Source organism: Sorangium sp. So ce1153 (assembly GCF_051521595.1).
Lineage (GTDB): Bacteria > Myxococcota_A > Polyangia > Polyangiales > Polyangiaceae > Sorangium.
The window spans coordinates 7,468,718-7,480,966 of record NZ_CP150361.1 but is presented as its reverse complement, the minus strand read 5'-3'; the positions used below and the strand labels follow the sequence as shown (position 1 = coordinate 7,480,966).

General features: G+C 73.2%; 11 protein-coding genes. 3 read left to right on the top strand and 8 right to left on the bottom strand.

Features of this window, described 5'->3' with window-relative positions; genetic code table 11:
• Positions 1-4: 4 nt before the first annotated feature.
• A complete protein-coding gene (locus tag WME85_RS26930) occupies positions 5-784 on the top strand; it encodes a hypothetical protein (protein ID WP_437842364.1) in 780 nt (259 codons plus the stop codon).
• Between the two features lie 44 nt (positions 785-828).
• Here the strand turns inward: WME85_RS26930 and WME85_RS26925 are convergent, their stop codons facing one another.
• From WME85_RS26925 to WME85_RS26900, 6 genes are all read right to left on the bottom strand, one after another.
• Complete coding sequence (locus tag WME85_RS26925; protein WP_437825223.1) at positions 829-1,833, bottom strand: hypothetical protein; 1,005 nt, start codon at positions 1,831-1,833, stop codon at positions 829-831.
• A gap of 23 nt (positions 1,834-1,856) precedes the next feature.
• Positions 1,857-2,837, bottom strand: coding sequence for a hypothetical protein (locus WME85_RS26920; protein WP_437825222.1), 981 nt, complete (start codon positions 2,835-2,837; stop codon positions 1,857-1,859).
• A 50-nt stretch (positions 2,838-2,887) separates the two neighbouring features.
• Complete coding sequence (locus tag WME85_RS26915; protein WP_437825221.1) at positions 2,888-4,324, bottom strand: serine/threonine-protein kinase; 1,437 nt, start codon at positions 4,322-4,324, stop codon at positions 2,888-2,890.
• Positions 4,325-4,555: 231 nt separating this feature from the next.
• Positions 4,556-5,476, bottom strand: a complete 921-nt coding sequence (locus WME85_RS26910) for a 1-acyl-sn-glycerol-3-phosphate acyltransferase (RefSeq protein ID WP_437825220.1) — start codon at positions 5,474-5,476, stop codon at positions 4,556-4,558.
• A 180-nt stretch (positions 5,477-5,656) separates the two neighbouring features.
• The gene (locus WME85_RS26905) at positions 5,657-6,538 is read right to left on the bottom strand and encodes a formylglycine-generating enzyme family protein (RefSeq protein WP_437825219.1); all 882 of its coding nucleotides are present in this window, start codon (positions 6,536-6,538) and stop codon (positions 5,657-5,659) included.
• 396 nt (positions 6,539-6,934) lie between these two features.
• Positions 6,935-8,407, bottom strand: coding sequence for a hypothetical protein (locus tag WME85_RS26900; protein ID WP_437825218.1), 1,473 nt, complete (start codon positions 8,405-8,407; stop codon positions 6,935-6,937).
• 127 nt (positions 8,408-8,534) lie between these two features.
• Between WME85_RS26900 and WME85_RS26895 the strand changes: the two genes are divergently transcribed.
• The gene (locus WME85_RS26895; protein WP_437825216.1) at positions 8,535-9,419 is read left to right on the top strand and encodes an MBL fold metallo-hydrolase; all 885 of its coding nucleotides are present in this window, start codon (positions 8,535-8,537) and stop codon (positions 9,417-9,419) included.
• A gap of 66 nt (positions 9,420-9,485) precedes the next feature.
• On the opposite strand, the gene WME85_RS26890 is transcribed toward WME85_RS26895, so the two are convergent.
• The gene (locus WME85_RS26890; protein WP_437825214.1) at positions 9,486-10,163 is read right to left on the bottom strand and encodes a DUF192 domain-containing protein; all 678 of its coding nucleotides are present in this window, start codon (positions 10,161-10,163) and stop codon (positions 9,486-9,488) included.
• Positions 10,164-10,229: 66 nt separating this feature from the next.
• Here WME85_RS26890 and WME85_RS26885 point away from each other — a divergent pair, with 66 nt between their 5' ends.
• A complete protein-coding gene (locus WME85_RS26885) occupies positions 10,230-11,039 on the top strand; it encodes a peptidylprolyl isomerase (RefSeq protein ID WP_437825213.1) in 810 nt (269 codons plus the stop codon).
• A gap of 96 nt (positions 11,040-11,135) precedes the next feature.
• On the opposite strand, the gene WME85_RS26880 is transcribed toward WME85_RS26885, so the two are convergent.
• Positions 11,136-12,116, bottom strand: a complete 981-nt coding sequence (locus WME85_RS26880; RefSeq protein ID WP_437825212.1) for a lamin tail domain-containing protein — start codon at positions 12,114-12,116, stop codon at positions 11,136-11,138.
• Positions 12,117-12,249 lie beyond the last annotated feature (133 nt).

Here is a 12,249-nt window from a genome sequence, read left to right as displayed (position 1 = left end):
TCGCATGTTGCGCTCGCGCCCGTCTCTCCTCCCGCGCGCCCGCCGCGCCGCCGTCCTCGTCCTCGCTCTCGCCGCGGGAGGTTGCGTCTCCCGCGCCGCGGCACCGCCAGAGCTCCCCGGGCGCTCGCCGGTGGCCTCGCGCGCTCCCATCGAGCAGGTGGGGCTCAACTTCTGGGTCCCCGATGGCCCCGCGGCCAGGGTGCTCTCGCTGCAGGTTCCGGAGAGCGATGAGGACGAGCCGCCCGGGGCCGCCGCGACGGCGCTCGCGCCGTCGCGGCGCGCGGCGTCGGCGGATCCGGAAGAGGAGCGCCGTTATGTGCTCCTGCCCGGCATCGCCCTCGCGCCCGCGGTGGAGGAGAAGGTCGCGGAGATCGCCAGCGCTTACTTCCGGCGGACCGGAAAGGAGCTCGTCGTCACGAGCGGCACGCGGGACCCGGCGCGGCAGGCCGAGGCGATGCACGAGCTGTTCCGGCACGGCGCCGACGTCCTCGGCCTCTACAAGGACAAGGCGGCGGCGCGCGAGATCATGAGCGCCTACGAGGAGGGGCTCTCGACCGAGCAGCCCCCGGAGGCGCTGATCGCGGCCCTCGAGCAGGTGATCCACGCCCAGATCGACCGCGGCGTGTTCATCTCGGCGCACCTCCGGGAGGGCGCGGTCGACATCCGGAACCGGGACATGACGCCGGCGGAGAAGCGCGCCTTTCTCGATGGCGTCGAGGAGGTCGGCGGTGTGCTCGCGCTCGAGGAGTCGCGGCCGCCCCACTATCACCTGCAGATCGATTGAGCCCGGGACGCCGAGCCTCCCGGCCGCCTGACCGCGGCTGCGCGTCACTCGTCGGTGAACCGGACGATCTCTCCTGAGTCGCTGTTCGTCCAGTAAGCGCCCGTCCTGTCCGCGGCGATGCTCGTCGGGCCCCCCTGGCCCGACGCGATCACCTGCGGATCGCCGGTGCCGTCCTTGCGGACCCGGTGGACGCTCCCCGCCGACCTGACGGTGACATAGAGGTAGTCTCCGTGGGCGGCGATCCCGGTCGGAGGGCTCGACAGCCCTTCGAGGAGGCGCACCGGGGCGTCTCCTCCGCTCCGCGGATACCCCATGACGCCGCTCGGGGTGAGCCAGTAGAGGTTGGCTTCATCCAGCGCGAGCAGGCCCGGCGCGTCCTCGAGGTCGGTGAGCAGCGGCTCTCCGGGGGCGCTGTCGCTCGTGTCGTCGAAGAAGATCTCGTTGCGCCCGCGGTCGGTCCAGTAGACGCGGGCGCCGTCGGCCGCCACGCCGAAGGGCTCGCCGCCTTCGGTGAGATCCTTCCGGTTGCCGCCCGCCTTGGGAATCCAGGTGATGCGCTCCGCGCTGGGCCGAGCGCTGTAGACGTTGTCGGCGTTCAGCGCGAGCTCCTCGACGGCGCCGCAGCTACCCCACAGCAATTCGCCGCCAGCCGCCGGAAACTGCCCTTCCTTCGGCATCCTCCACAGCTTGTCGCGCTGCCCTGAGCCGCCCTCGCACTCGCCCTCGAACCCGGTGTCGGTGCTCGACCAGTAGATGTGCGTCGCGTCCAGCGCGATTACCGCAGGCGCCTCGCTGGAAGGAGCGAGCAGGTCGATGACCGCCGGGTCATCCTTGATCTGCATCCGGAGCGCGCCGCCCGTCGAGCTCCCCTGGGCCCCGTCGCTGCTCCCGTTGGTCCAGTAGATCACCTCCTCGTCGAGCGCGATGCCCCGCGGCTCCGCCTGGTTGCTCGCGATCGTGAGGACCGGGATCACCTCGCGATCCTCGAGCCCCGCGATCTGCGCGCAGCCGTGGAGGGCCGGCGCGAGCGCCGCGAGCGCGACCGTCATGGCAGAACTCTTCGAGCTTCGCATCACCACTGGCCTCCGAGCACCACGCGCCCTCCGTCCGAAGCGACGCTCGGCGCGACCCAGACCCGCTCGCCCGCGACAGCCTTCTCCGGCGACGGGGAGAGCAGCACCATCGCGACGCCGGCCCCGAGGCACAAGAGCCCGGCCCCGACCGCGATGTTCGAGACCATCGCGGTCGTCCGAGCGCTCTCGTTCGCCTCGACGTCCGCCCGGCTGCAGCGGAAGTTGCCGCTGCAGCCCTCCTCGACGTCCCCGGCCTTCTGCACCGTCAGGACGCCGAACACCGCGCCCACGCCGATCCCGGCGAGCCCGACGCCCCCGGCGACGAAGCCGAGCGTGCGCATCGGGCTGCCGGCCCCCCCGGGCGCCGGCGCCCCGGGCCGAGCCTGCGGCGCGGGGCGCGGCGGGGCAGGGGGAGCAGCCCTGGGCGGCTCCGGCGCGGCGACGCCCGCGAGCGGCGGGATGGTCACCCGCGCCGTGCTCGGCCCGGGATCGAGCGTCACCTGCTGCGCCCAGGGCCGCTTGCCCGGCGCCCTGGCCTCGACCGTGGCCGTGCCCGGATCGACGGGGATGCCCGAGCCCGTGGCCGCCGTCGCGCTGAGCTCCTTGCCGTTCAGCGTGATCACCATGCCCGGCGCCGGCTGCGCCACCTCCAGCACGAGGCGCGTCAGCCGGGCTTCCAGCTCGGACCCGCGCTTGGCCGCGAACTGGGAGCGATCCTGCTGCCCGGCGCTCGCGGCGAGCGCGGACGCCTCCTTGAACTCGGCCCACGCGCTCGCCGTCTTGCCCTCCTTCTCGTGGCAGACAGCGAGGTTGAGCAGCGTCCCGACCGTGGGATCCACGCGCTGGCTCTCGGCCAGCTTGGGGCACGCCTCCTGGAGCTTGCCCTCGTCCATGAGCTTCTTGCCGTCCTGGAACAGCCCCTCGGCGAGGGCCTTGTCCGACGGGGTCGGCTGGGCTCGCAGGGGCGAGATCAGGCACATTCCGGAGAGCAATGCGAGCCATGCGCCCGCGTGTCGCGCTCGTGACGGTCTCAATGGCGGCTCCTCAACATATCGTCCTCGCTGGTCGACATCGTCGGCTTCGGCTGGGCTCCTGGCCTGAGGGGCGCTGCGGACGCGGTGGCCCGCGGCCGCGCGCCGGGCGCGGTGCTGCCCGCGTGCGCCGCGCTCGGCGCCGGGGCCAGCGGCGCCGCCGGGCTCGCTGCGGCCGTGGCGGCGGTGACCACGGGCGCCGCGCTCGGCGCGAGAGGCGCGCTCGGCGCGGGGGCGAGCGCGTCGCCGCCGGCGCTGGCCGCGCGATCGGGCTCGCGCGCCGCCGCGGCGCTCGGCGCTGGCGGCGCCACGCGCCCGGCCCCGACGAGCCACACGCCCGCGCCGGCCACGCCGGCGACCAGCGCGGCCACGCCGGCGGCCACGAGCAGCCGGCGCCTCGACCTGCGGCGATAGCTCGTGTGCGACCACGACGCGCCGGACAGCCGGTCGCTGTCCTCGGCCGCCTTGGAGTTGAGCAGCGTCTGTCCGGCCGGCGACGCCGCGCCGATCGCGCTCTGGATGCGCGAGGTCGAGAGCTTCGCGAAGCTCGACCCGAGCGGCTCGAGGGCCTGCGCCAGCTTGGCGACGTTGGCGTAGCGCGCGCTCACGTCGCGCTCCAGGCAGCGCGCGACGATGCGCTCCAGCATGGCGGGCGCGTCGCTCCGCCTGTCGCGCAGCCGCGGCACGGGCTGGTGCAGGATGTTCGCCATCACCGCGGCGACCGTCTCGCCCTGGAACGGCGGCTCGCCCGTGACGAGCGTGTACAGCAGCACACCGAACGACCACACGTCGGCGCGCCCGTCGACGGTCCTCGGCGCCATCATCTGCTCGGGCGACATGTACCCGGGCGACCCCATCACCTGCTTCGTCGACGTGAGCCCCGGCTCCGCGGGCGAGTCGAGGCCTTGGCCCTTCGAGATGCCGAAATCGAGCACCTTGATGTGCCTTGTCCCGTCCGCGTGCTCGGCCAGGAACAGATTCGAAGGCTTGATATCCCGGTGCACGACGCCGGCCGCGTGCGCCTCGGCCACCGCCTCGAGCGCCTGCAACACGTAGTCGACCGCATCCTGGATGGGCAGCGGGCCGTGGGTGTCGATGACCTGCTGGAGATCGAGCCCGCTCAGGAACTCCATCACCATGAACGGCACGCCGCTCTCCGTCGTGCCGACGTCGAACACGCGCGCGACGTGCTCGCCCTGCAGGCGCGCCGCCGTCCGCGCCTCCCGCAGGAAGCGCGCCACGGCCTCCTGGTTCGCGAGGGCGTCCTGGCGCAGGATCTTGATGGCGACCTTCTGGTCGAGATCCTCGTTGCGCGCGGCGAGCACGACCCCCATTCCGCCGATCGCCACGACCCGCTCGACGCGGTATTTGGCCGCGATGAGCTCTCCGGGCTGGGCCACCGGTGCGAGCAGCTGCGCGGTGCGGTCGGGGTTCACGGCTGGCGCCCAAGCCTACATGAACGGACTCGGTTTTCCGAGAGCCGCGCGAGGCCCATCGTCCTTTATCGTCCGCCGGCGGGCTCCGGCGCGGCGTGACCGAGTGTCACCGCTGGAGCGCGAGCGCGAGCCAGCCGCGCGAAAGCAGGCGTGAACGGCGCGATCACCGCCTCCGGCGCGACGGGCGCTCTCGGGCCGCCATCACGTTGCTATCCTTCCGTGGATTGCCCGTCAACCAGCAGCGGTTCGCCGGCTGCCGCGCGGGAAGAGGCCGTGCCTGCCCGCCGCCCGGAGCTCGTCCAGCCCGGCCTGCATGCGCGCGACGATCCGCGTGAACGCGCGCTCGACTTCGTCCGGGTCGCTGGCGGCTTCCCTCGGGAGCCCGAGGTGCACAGGGCGGAGCATGCGCGTATGGATCTTCACCGGGAGGGGCACATGGGGGATCGGGACGCCGACGATGAGCCCCCACGGCAGCGCGAGGCCGAGCGGCGCCACGTTCGAGCGCGCGAGCTGGGGCAGGCGGAGCCACTCGGCGAGCCTGCGCCCGTCCGTGGCGATGTAGAGCGACTGGTGCGCGCCCACGCTCACGATCGGCACGATCGGCACGCCCTCGCGGATGGCGAGCCGGACGAAGCCGCGGCGCCGGCCGAAGCGGATCGTGTACTGCTCCGACGTGGGCTTGCACGCGTCGAGATCGCCGCCGGGGAAGACCAGCACCGCCGCGCCGCGGGCGAGCGCCCGCCGCGCGTTCTCCGGGCTCGCGGCGATGGCGCCGCAGGCGTTGAGCCAGGGGCCGGCCTTCGGGACGTTGAACGGGAGGTCGTGCATGAGCCCATAGGCCGGGCGCGAGTGCCCATAGCGGCGCCAGAACGCCGTCATGTGGCAGTACATGTCCGGCATTCCCGTCATCGCGTTGTGGTTGCTGACGGCGAGGAAGGGGCCGTCGGGCAGGTCCGCTTCGAACTCGGTCTCGCACCGGAAGTAGTCGTCGTAGAGGAGGCCGAGCAGCGGGAGCACGCGGGCGATGAACGCCGGGTCGCGCGCGTCGAGGTCGTCCGGGCGGGCGCGCTCGCGCCCTTTGGCGCCGAACGCGGCGATCGCGTCCTTCAAGAGGTCGAGGCCGGGGCGTGGCTCTCTTGCTAGGGTCAGCACCGTATCCCGGTGCCCTAGCCCGCGGCGCGACCGAGGGGAAGCGGATCGTGGGGCTCGCCCGCCGTCCTTCCACGACCGGCGCGCCCTCCGCGCGCGGGCTCGCCCTCGCCCGTCACCCCCGGCGCGCCGCCTCTTCGACGATCCTCCCCGGCGTGGGGCGGCGCGGGGCCGCGGCGCCGATCACTGGACGTCGCGGCAGCACCGGAAGCTCGTCTCGTAGTAGCGGAACCCGTCCGCGTGCGCCGGGTTCGTCGAGCCGCACCGCGGCTTGGCGCCGCCAAAGCAGCCGGACCAGTAACAGCCCTTGAGGACGTGGGGATACTCGTTGACGTGGTACTTGGTGCGCACCACCCACTCCTCGACGTTCCCCGTCATGTCGTGGACCCCGAAGGCGCTCACGCACCCGGGGCGCGCGCCGCTCGGCTCGGCCTGGTAGAGCGCCTCGACCGCCGCCGCCGCCTCGTCGGAAGGCCATGTGTTGAGCGCGCCCTCGTCGGGGGCTCTCCACGTCTTGCCGTCGTTGCAGCGGTCCGGTTCGTGGGTGTTCCCGTACGGATAGACGAACCCCTCGGGGCCCTCGCACGCCGTGTCCCACTCGTCCTCGGTGCAGAGGCGTTTGCCGTGCTCCTCGCACCAGGCGTGCGCCGAGACAGCGCTCTCCATCACGAGCGGCAGGGCGCCTTCCACGTTGGGCGCCTCGAAGCGATCGATGCAGTATCCCTCGACCTCCACCATGTCGGGCGGGCACGGCCCCTCGGGGTGCGTATCGAGCGGGAAGTCCTCTTCGCTGATCGCGCCCCCCTCTCCGGCCCCGGCGGTCCCGCCGCCCGCGCCGCCCGCGCTGTCTCCGCCACCCGCGCCGCCCGCGCCGCCCGCGCTGCCGCTTCCGGCCGACGTCGCGGGGGCGACCGAGGCCGAGGACGTCGCGGATGCCCCTCCGCCGCCCGAGGCGTCGTCCGTCATGCCGGAGCCGAGACCTCCGTTGCAGGCAGCGCTGAAGAGCGACATGACCCCGAGAAGCGACGTGATCCGGACGGCGAGCGCGAGAGCTCCAGGGCGCATTGCGGGCTCCTCATCGATCAGGGTGCCAGAGCGGCGCTCTCTCGTCGAGCGGGCGCGCTGCGCTCGACGCGCGTCGAGTCGTTGTTCATCGCGTCAATTCGTCACCAACATCGACCTTCATCCTCTGCCCTGGCTCTCCGCGTTTCTTCCTTACATTGGCCCTCGCTGTGCTCGGGCGGACCCCCGCCAGGTCGTGAATCGGGGCCGATCTCCTCGCCGCGCTCGTTGACGGCGGACGTTGACGAGCGCGGTGCGCGGACGAGACGAATTGAACCGCCAAGGACGCCAAGGACGCCAAGGGAAGAAAATTCTACCTCTCTTGGCGCCCTCGGCGTCCTTGGCGCCCTTGGCGGTTCCTGATCCGGTTCGCTGTCCCGGACGCGGCCGAGCGCCGCGCTAGAGGCGGAGCTTGCAGCGGAGGATCGCGCTCGGGGTGACGCGCGCGGCGGTCAGCCGGCTCGCGCGCGCGTCGACGCGCGCGCGCACCGCCACCGAGCCCGCCAGCGTGCGGCTCATCAGGTCGCGCGCGAGCAGGCCCACGGCGCCGGTCAGGTGCGACATCGCGGCGGAGCCGGCCAGGAGCGAGCACGGGATGGATCCGGAGAGATCCATCCCGATCGAGGCGTCCGCGCCGGCGCGCTCGATCGTGCCCGTGCCGGTGAGCTTCAGCGCGCCGGCGGCGACCTCGACGCCGCCGAGCGCGACGCGCTGGCGATCCCCCGAGATGCGCGCGTCTGCCTTGAGGGTCGTGGTGTCGCCGAAGAGGAGCCCGTCGAGCTCCTTCGGATGGGGCAGGGTGAAGCCCTTCACCGTGAGCGCGATCGGGCCCTCGAGCGGCGCCTGGGACAGGGCGGTCCGATCCGCGCCCTCCGCGAGCCGCAGATCGAGCGTGCCGGAGACGATCATCTTCGCGGCGCCGACGTCGACGCCGAGGAGCGCGCCGACGGCGGTGAGGGGCACCGGCGCGAGCGCGATCGAGGCGCTCGGGGAGGGCAGCGGCCGGAGCTCGGCCCGGAGCGGCGCCGCGGCGACGTCCTCGCCGCCGAAGCCGAGGGCGATGGACGCCGCGCCGATCGACCAGGCGACGTCGGTGCGCGCGATCTCCTTGCCGTCGACGAGCACGCGCGCCTGCTTCAGGACACCGGCCTCGGGCGGCGGCGCGCCGGGCGACGGCGCGCCGGGCGACGGCGCAGCGGCGCCCTGGCCAGAGGCGGTCGCGCGCCGCTGGAGGGAGCCGTCCGCCAGCGCGAGGACCTCGGGCCCGCCGTCGCGATCCCGGAGGCCGAGGCGCACGCGGCTCGTCGTGAGCGGCAGCGCCGCCGCGCGCGGGCCGTGCTGGGCGACCCACGCCGGCAGGCCCTCCAGGGCGTCGGTCCCCACGAGGGTGAGGTCGACGCCGTCGGCCGCGATCCGGGCCGGTGAGAGCCCGCGCAGCTCGATCGTGGTGCGCGCCACAGTGCCCGAGAGCCCGCGCACCCCGAGCAGCGAGAAGCGCGCACCCCGCAGGCGGACGGCGCCGAGGCCGAGGTCGACGACGCCCGGCTCCAGCGCGACGCCGCGCGCGCGCGCTTCGGCGATGATGCGCCGGCGGATCGCGGGCGGACCGAGCACGAGGAGCGCGGCAACGGCGGCGGCGAGGACGGCGAGGACGACGAGCGCCGCGATCACCGCGCGCCATCGCCGCTTGCCGCGCCGCGCGCCGCCGTCGCCGTCGCCGCTACCACCGTCGCCGCTACCACCGTCGCCGCTACCACCGTCGCCGCTGCCGCCGTCGCCGCTGCGGAGGCTGCCGTCGCCAGGGACACCGCCGCGCGGGGCCTCCGGCGCGGGGTCAGGGGAGGGGAGGGAGGCGGGGCGGGACGAGGGCACGACGGAGTGGAATTCCTGTAGCGTCGTTCGAGCGCCGTCGCGAGCGCTTCGCGCGGCTCAGCGCGCTTGCAGCCAGGCCCTCGCCTGCGCTACGGCTCACAGGAGCACCCGTTCCGCGGAGCCCGGCATGCAGATCACCATCATCGCGAGCGGGAGCGGAGGCAACGCCACGCTGTTCGCCTCCCGCGGCACGCGCGTCCTCGTGGACGCGGGCGTCGGGCCCCGGGTGCTCGCGCAGTGCCTCGCGGCGGCCGCCACGGCCGGCGCGCTCGGTTCCACGTCGGATTCCACGTCGGATTCCACGTCGGATCGCACGTCAGGTTCGACGTCGGCGTGGACGCCCGACGCGATCGTCATCACGCACGCGCACGCCGACCATGTCGGCGTGGCGGCCAGGTACAACAAGAAGCACAAGATCCCGATCTACGCCTCGGAGGCGACGGCGCGCGCCGCGCTCCTCGGCGATCCGGAGCGCGTCCGGCTCTTCTCGCCGCGCGAGCCGTTCGCGATCGGCGCGCTCACCTTCTCGCCGAGGCCGCTGCCGCACGACGCGGCGCAGGTCGCGCTCGTCGTCGACGACGGCGCTCGCCGGGCTGCGCTCGTGACCGATCTCGGGGAGGTCCCGCCGGGGCTCCTCGAGCACGTCGCCGGCTGCGATGTCCTGATGCTCGAGTCGAACTACGACGAGGACATGCTCGACGCCGGCCCGTACCCGCAGCACCTCAAGCGCAGGATCCTCTCGGCGCGGGGCCACCTGTCGAACGCGCAGGCGTGCGCGCTGCTCGCGGCGCTGCCGGGCGGCACGCACACGGTCGCGCTGATGCACCTCTCGGAGAACAACAACCGCCCGGATCTCGCGCTCGCGGCGGCCCGCGACGCGCTCCTCGGCAAGCGCGCGCGCCTGCTCGCGGCGCCGCCGCGCGGGCCGCTCGTGCTCGACACGGCGCCGCCGCCCGGCGCGGCGCGCGCTCCGCTCGCCGCGCGGCAGCTCGGCCTGTTCCCGGGCATGTAGCGCCGCCCCGGCGCGCCGTGGACCGCCCTGCCCGAGGCGCGCGCCGGATCGCGCGCCGCGCGAGCGTCAGATCCCCTCGAGCCGGACCTTCTGGCCCGCGACGACGCCGTGGCGCCGCGCCCAGCCGGCGTTCAGCTCGAGGACGTACGCCGAGGGGCAGCCGACCTCGAAGGACGAGTCGTTGAGCGTCGGAGTGTTCTCCTCGATACCGACGATCGTTCCATCGCTGTCGATGAACAGCATGTCGAGCGGGATGCACGTGTTGTGCATCCAGAACGCGTGGTTGTTCCGCTGCTCGAAGACGAAGATCATCCCGCGGCTCTCCGGCATGCTCTTCCTGTACATGAGGCCGCGGGCGCGCTCCTTCTCCCTCCTCGCGACCTCGACCACGACGTCGGGCGCCTTCGCCTCGAGGAAGATCACCTTGCCGGTCGCGAGCTGGAACGGGCCGGTCGGGTCCTCGGGGCACGCCGGGTCCGGGCCGGCGCGCGTCGGGAGCGGCCGCTCCGGCGTCGACGGGGTCGCGTGGATGCAGCGGCCCTCGTCCGGCGTCCCGGTCGACACGGGCGGCGCGACGTCGGGGGCGGGGCCGCTGACCGCGGCGCTGCGGGGGGTGACCGGCACCGGCTCATCGACCCGGCGCTCGCACGCCCCGAGGGCGCTCCCGAGCAGCAGCGCGCCCAGGGCGGGGGCGAGCGGGGCGAGCAAGGACAGACGGGTCGCCAGGGCGCGGCGCGAGCTCATGCCGCTTCCTACCACGGCGAGGCTCGTCCTTGACCGCCGGACCGCGACGCGCGAAATCGTTGCCCGATGATTGTCCGAGCCTTCTCCACTCAGTCCATCGCCACCCTCGCCGCGCTGGCGGTCCTCGCAGGATGCTCGAAGACCCCGGAGCCCATGGCCGAAGAGGCGCCGAAGCCGAAGACGACGCCCGCGTCGACGGGCGCGCCCGCGTCGACGCCGGCCGGGGGCAAGTCGGAGGCGGAAAAGGAGCGCCCTCAGCCGCAGCGACGCAAGGTCACCGCGCGCCCGGTCGCCGAGGTCAAGCCCAGCGAGGACGACCCGGTGAAGGGCAAGTGGACGCTCGAGGACGCCACCAAGGGGCTCCCGGCGGGCAAGACGCTGACCGCCTCGATCGAGACCGATCTCGGCACGCTGTCCTGCAAGCTGTTCGACGACAAGGCGCCGATCACGGTCGCCAACTTCGTCGGCCTCGCGCGCGGCATCCGGCCCTGGAAGACGCCGGAGGGGGCCTGGGAGAAGAAGCCCGCCTACGACGGGACGATCTTCCACAGGATCATCAAGGGATTCATGATCCAGGGCGGCGACGCGAAGAAGAACGGCACCGGCGAGGCCGGCTACGTGATCCCCGACGAGGTGTGGGAGGACGGCAGCCACGACCGGGCGGGCCTTCTGTGCATGGCGAACCGCGGCAAGAACACGAACTCCGCCCAGTTCTTCATCACCGACGCGGCCGCGTTCCACCTCGACAACGGCTACACCATCTTCGGCGAGTGCGGGCCCGAGGAGCTCGTCCACAAGCTGGCCGGCGTCGACGTCAAGGGCGAGCGCCCGGTCACCCCGCCCGTCATCAAGAAGGTGACGATCACGCGGCAGTAGGTACGTCCCGGCGCTCGACGTCGAGCGCCGCCGCCGAGCCCGGCCGCGCGGTGACGCGCGGCGAGGGCCCGAGCTCGGTATTCCGACGGAGGACGGCTACTCGCAGTCGCTCGCCTCGCCGGGCGACGGCGTGTCCGACACCTTGAAGCTGATGTCGAGCCACTCGCTGGTCTCGTCATGCCCGGTGATGCCGTTGCCCTCGGTCAACAGCTCGCCATACTCGAGATTGCCACAGCGCGTGATGCTCTGCCTGTCGCCGGCGACCGCGGCCGCCCGCTGGCTGCTGCGCGACGTGTCATCGGCATAGCCGGTCTTTCCGGTCTTGTACGCCATCTCGGAGTTCCCGAGCTCCTCGCCCCAGATCACGTAGTCGACGTCCCTGACCGGGCTGTCCTCCGTCCCGTCCCACTCGAAGAGGATCACCATCTCCCCATCGCCCGTGAGGAGCCCGCCGGACTGCGCGCCGAGCGCGCCGTTCGCGGGCGCGAGCATGGGCGGAACGTCATCCCCCCCGCAGGGGATGGGCACCTCGTCAAGCGCGAAGTCGGCGCACCGATCGTACTCGAGCTCGAAGCCGTCGTGGCTCGCGAGCACGAGGTGCGCCCCCGCCGGAATCACGGTGCCGGCAGGGAACTGGACGAGGAAGTCCGTCCCCGCGCTGCCGTTCGGGTTCCAGGCTTCGCCCGCTGCGATGAGATAATAAACGGTGTTGTCCGAAAGGTAGTAGTTGGTCAGGTCGATCTCGGCATCGGTCGGGTTCCAGATCTCGATGAACTCGGCCGCTCCAGGCGCCACGACGACCTCCGAGATCAGCAGGTGGTCGGCGGCCTCACCGCTGACCTCGCCGCCCGCGCCGCCATCGCCGCCGCCCGCGCCGCCCTCGCCGCCTGCGCCGCCGCCGCCGGTCTCACCGCCGCCGCCGCCGCCGCCGCCTTCGCCGGTGGTGCTCGACGTGGTGCTGGAGGAGCTCGCCCCGCCTCCTCCGGTCGCGTCGTCACCGCCGCAGGCCATGAGGTGGGCGAGCGCCAAGGGGGAAGCAGCGAGGAGTGCGATACTGAGCAGGTTGCGCTTGTGCATTGTTGAGAGATACATCAGAGAGCCGGCCAACAGGCAAGTGGGATTGCAGCCTGGGGGAAAGGATCCACCTCTCGCGGTAGCGTCAGGACGCTGCCCTCGCCGCCAAATGCATGGCGGGCGCGCGAGGAATCGA

Bases quoted from the DNA above. Each gene is read 5' to 3' on its own strand.
- WME85_RS26930 (WP_437842364.1), top strand. From the start codon at position 5: ATGTTGCGCTCGCGCCCGTCTCTCCTCCCGCGCGCCCGCCGCGCCGCC.
- WME85_RS26925 (WP_437825223.1), bottom strand. From the start codon at position 1,833: ATGACGGTCGCGCTCGCGGCGCTCGCGCCGGCCCTCCACGGCTGCGCG.
- WME85_RS26920 (WP_437825222.1), bottom strand. From the start codon at position 2,837: ATGTGCCTGATCTCGCCCCTGCGAGCCCAGCCGACCCCGTCGGACAAG.
- WME85_RS26905 (WP_437825219.1), bottom strand. From the start codon at position 6,538: ATGCGCCCTGGAGCTCTCGCGCTCGCCGTCCGGATCACGTCGCTTCTC.
- WME85_RS26895 (WP_437825216.1), top strand. From the start codon at position 8,535: ATGCAGATCACCATCATCGCGAGCGGGAGCGGAGGCAACGCCACGCTG.
- WME85_RS26890 (WP_437825214.1), bottom strand. From the start codon at position 10,163: ATGAGCTCGCGCCGCGCCCTGGCGACCCGTCTGTCCTTGCTCGCCCCG.
- WME85_RS26885 (WP_437825213.1), top strand. From the start codon at position 10,230: ATGATTGTCCGAGCCTTCTCCACTCAGTCCATCGCCACCCTCGCCGCG.
- WME85_RS26880 (WP_437825212.1), bottom strand. From the start codon at position 12,116: ATGCACAAGCGCAACCTGCTCAGTATCGCACTCCTCGCTGCTTCCCCC.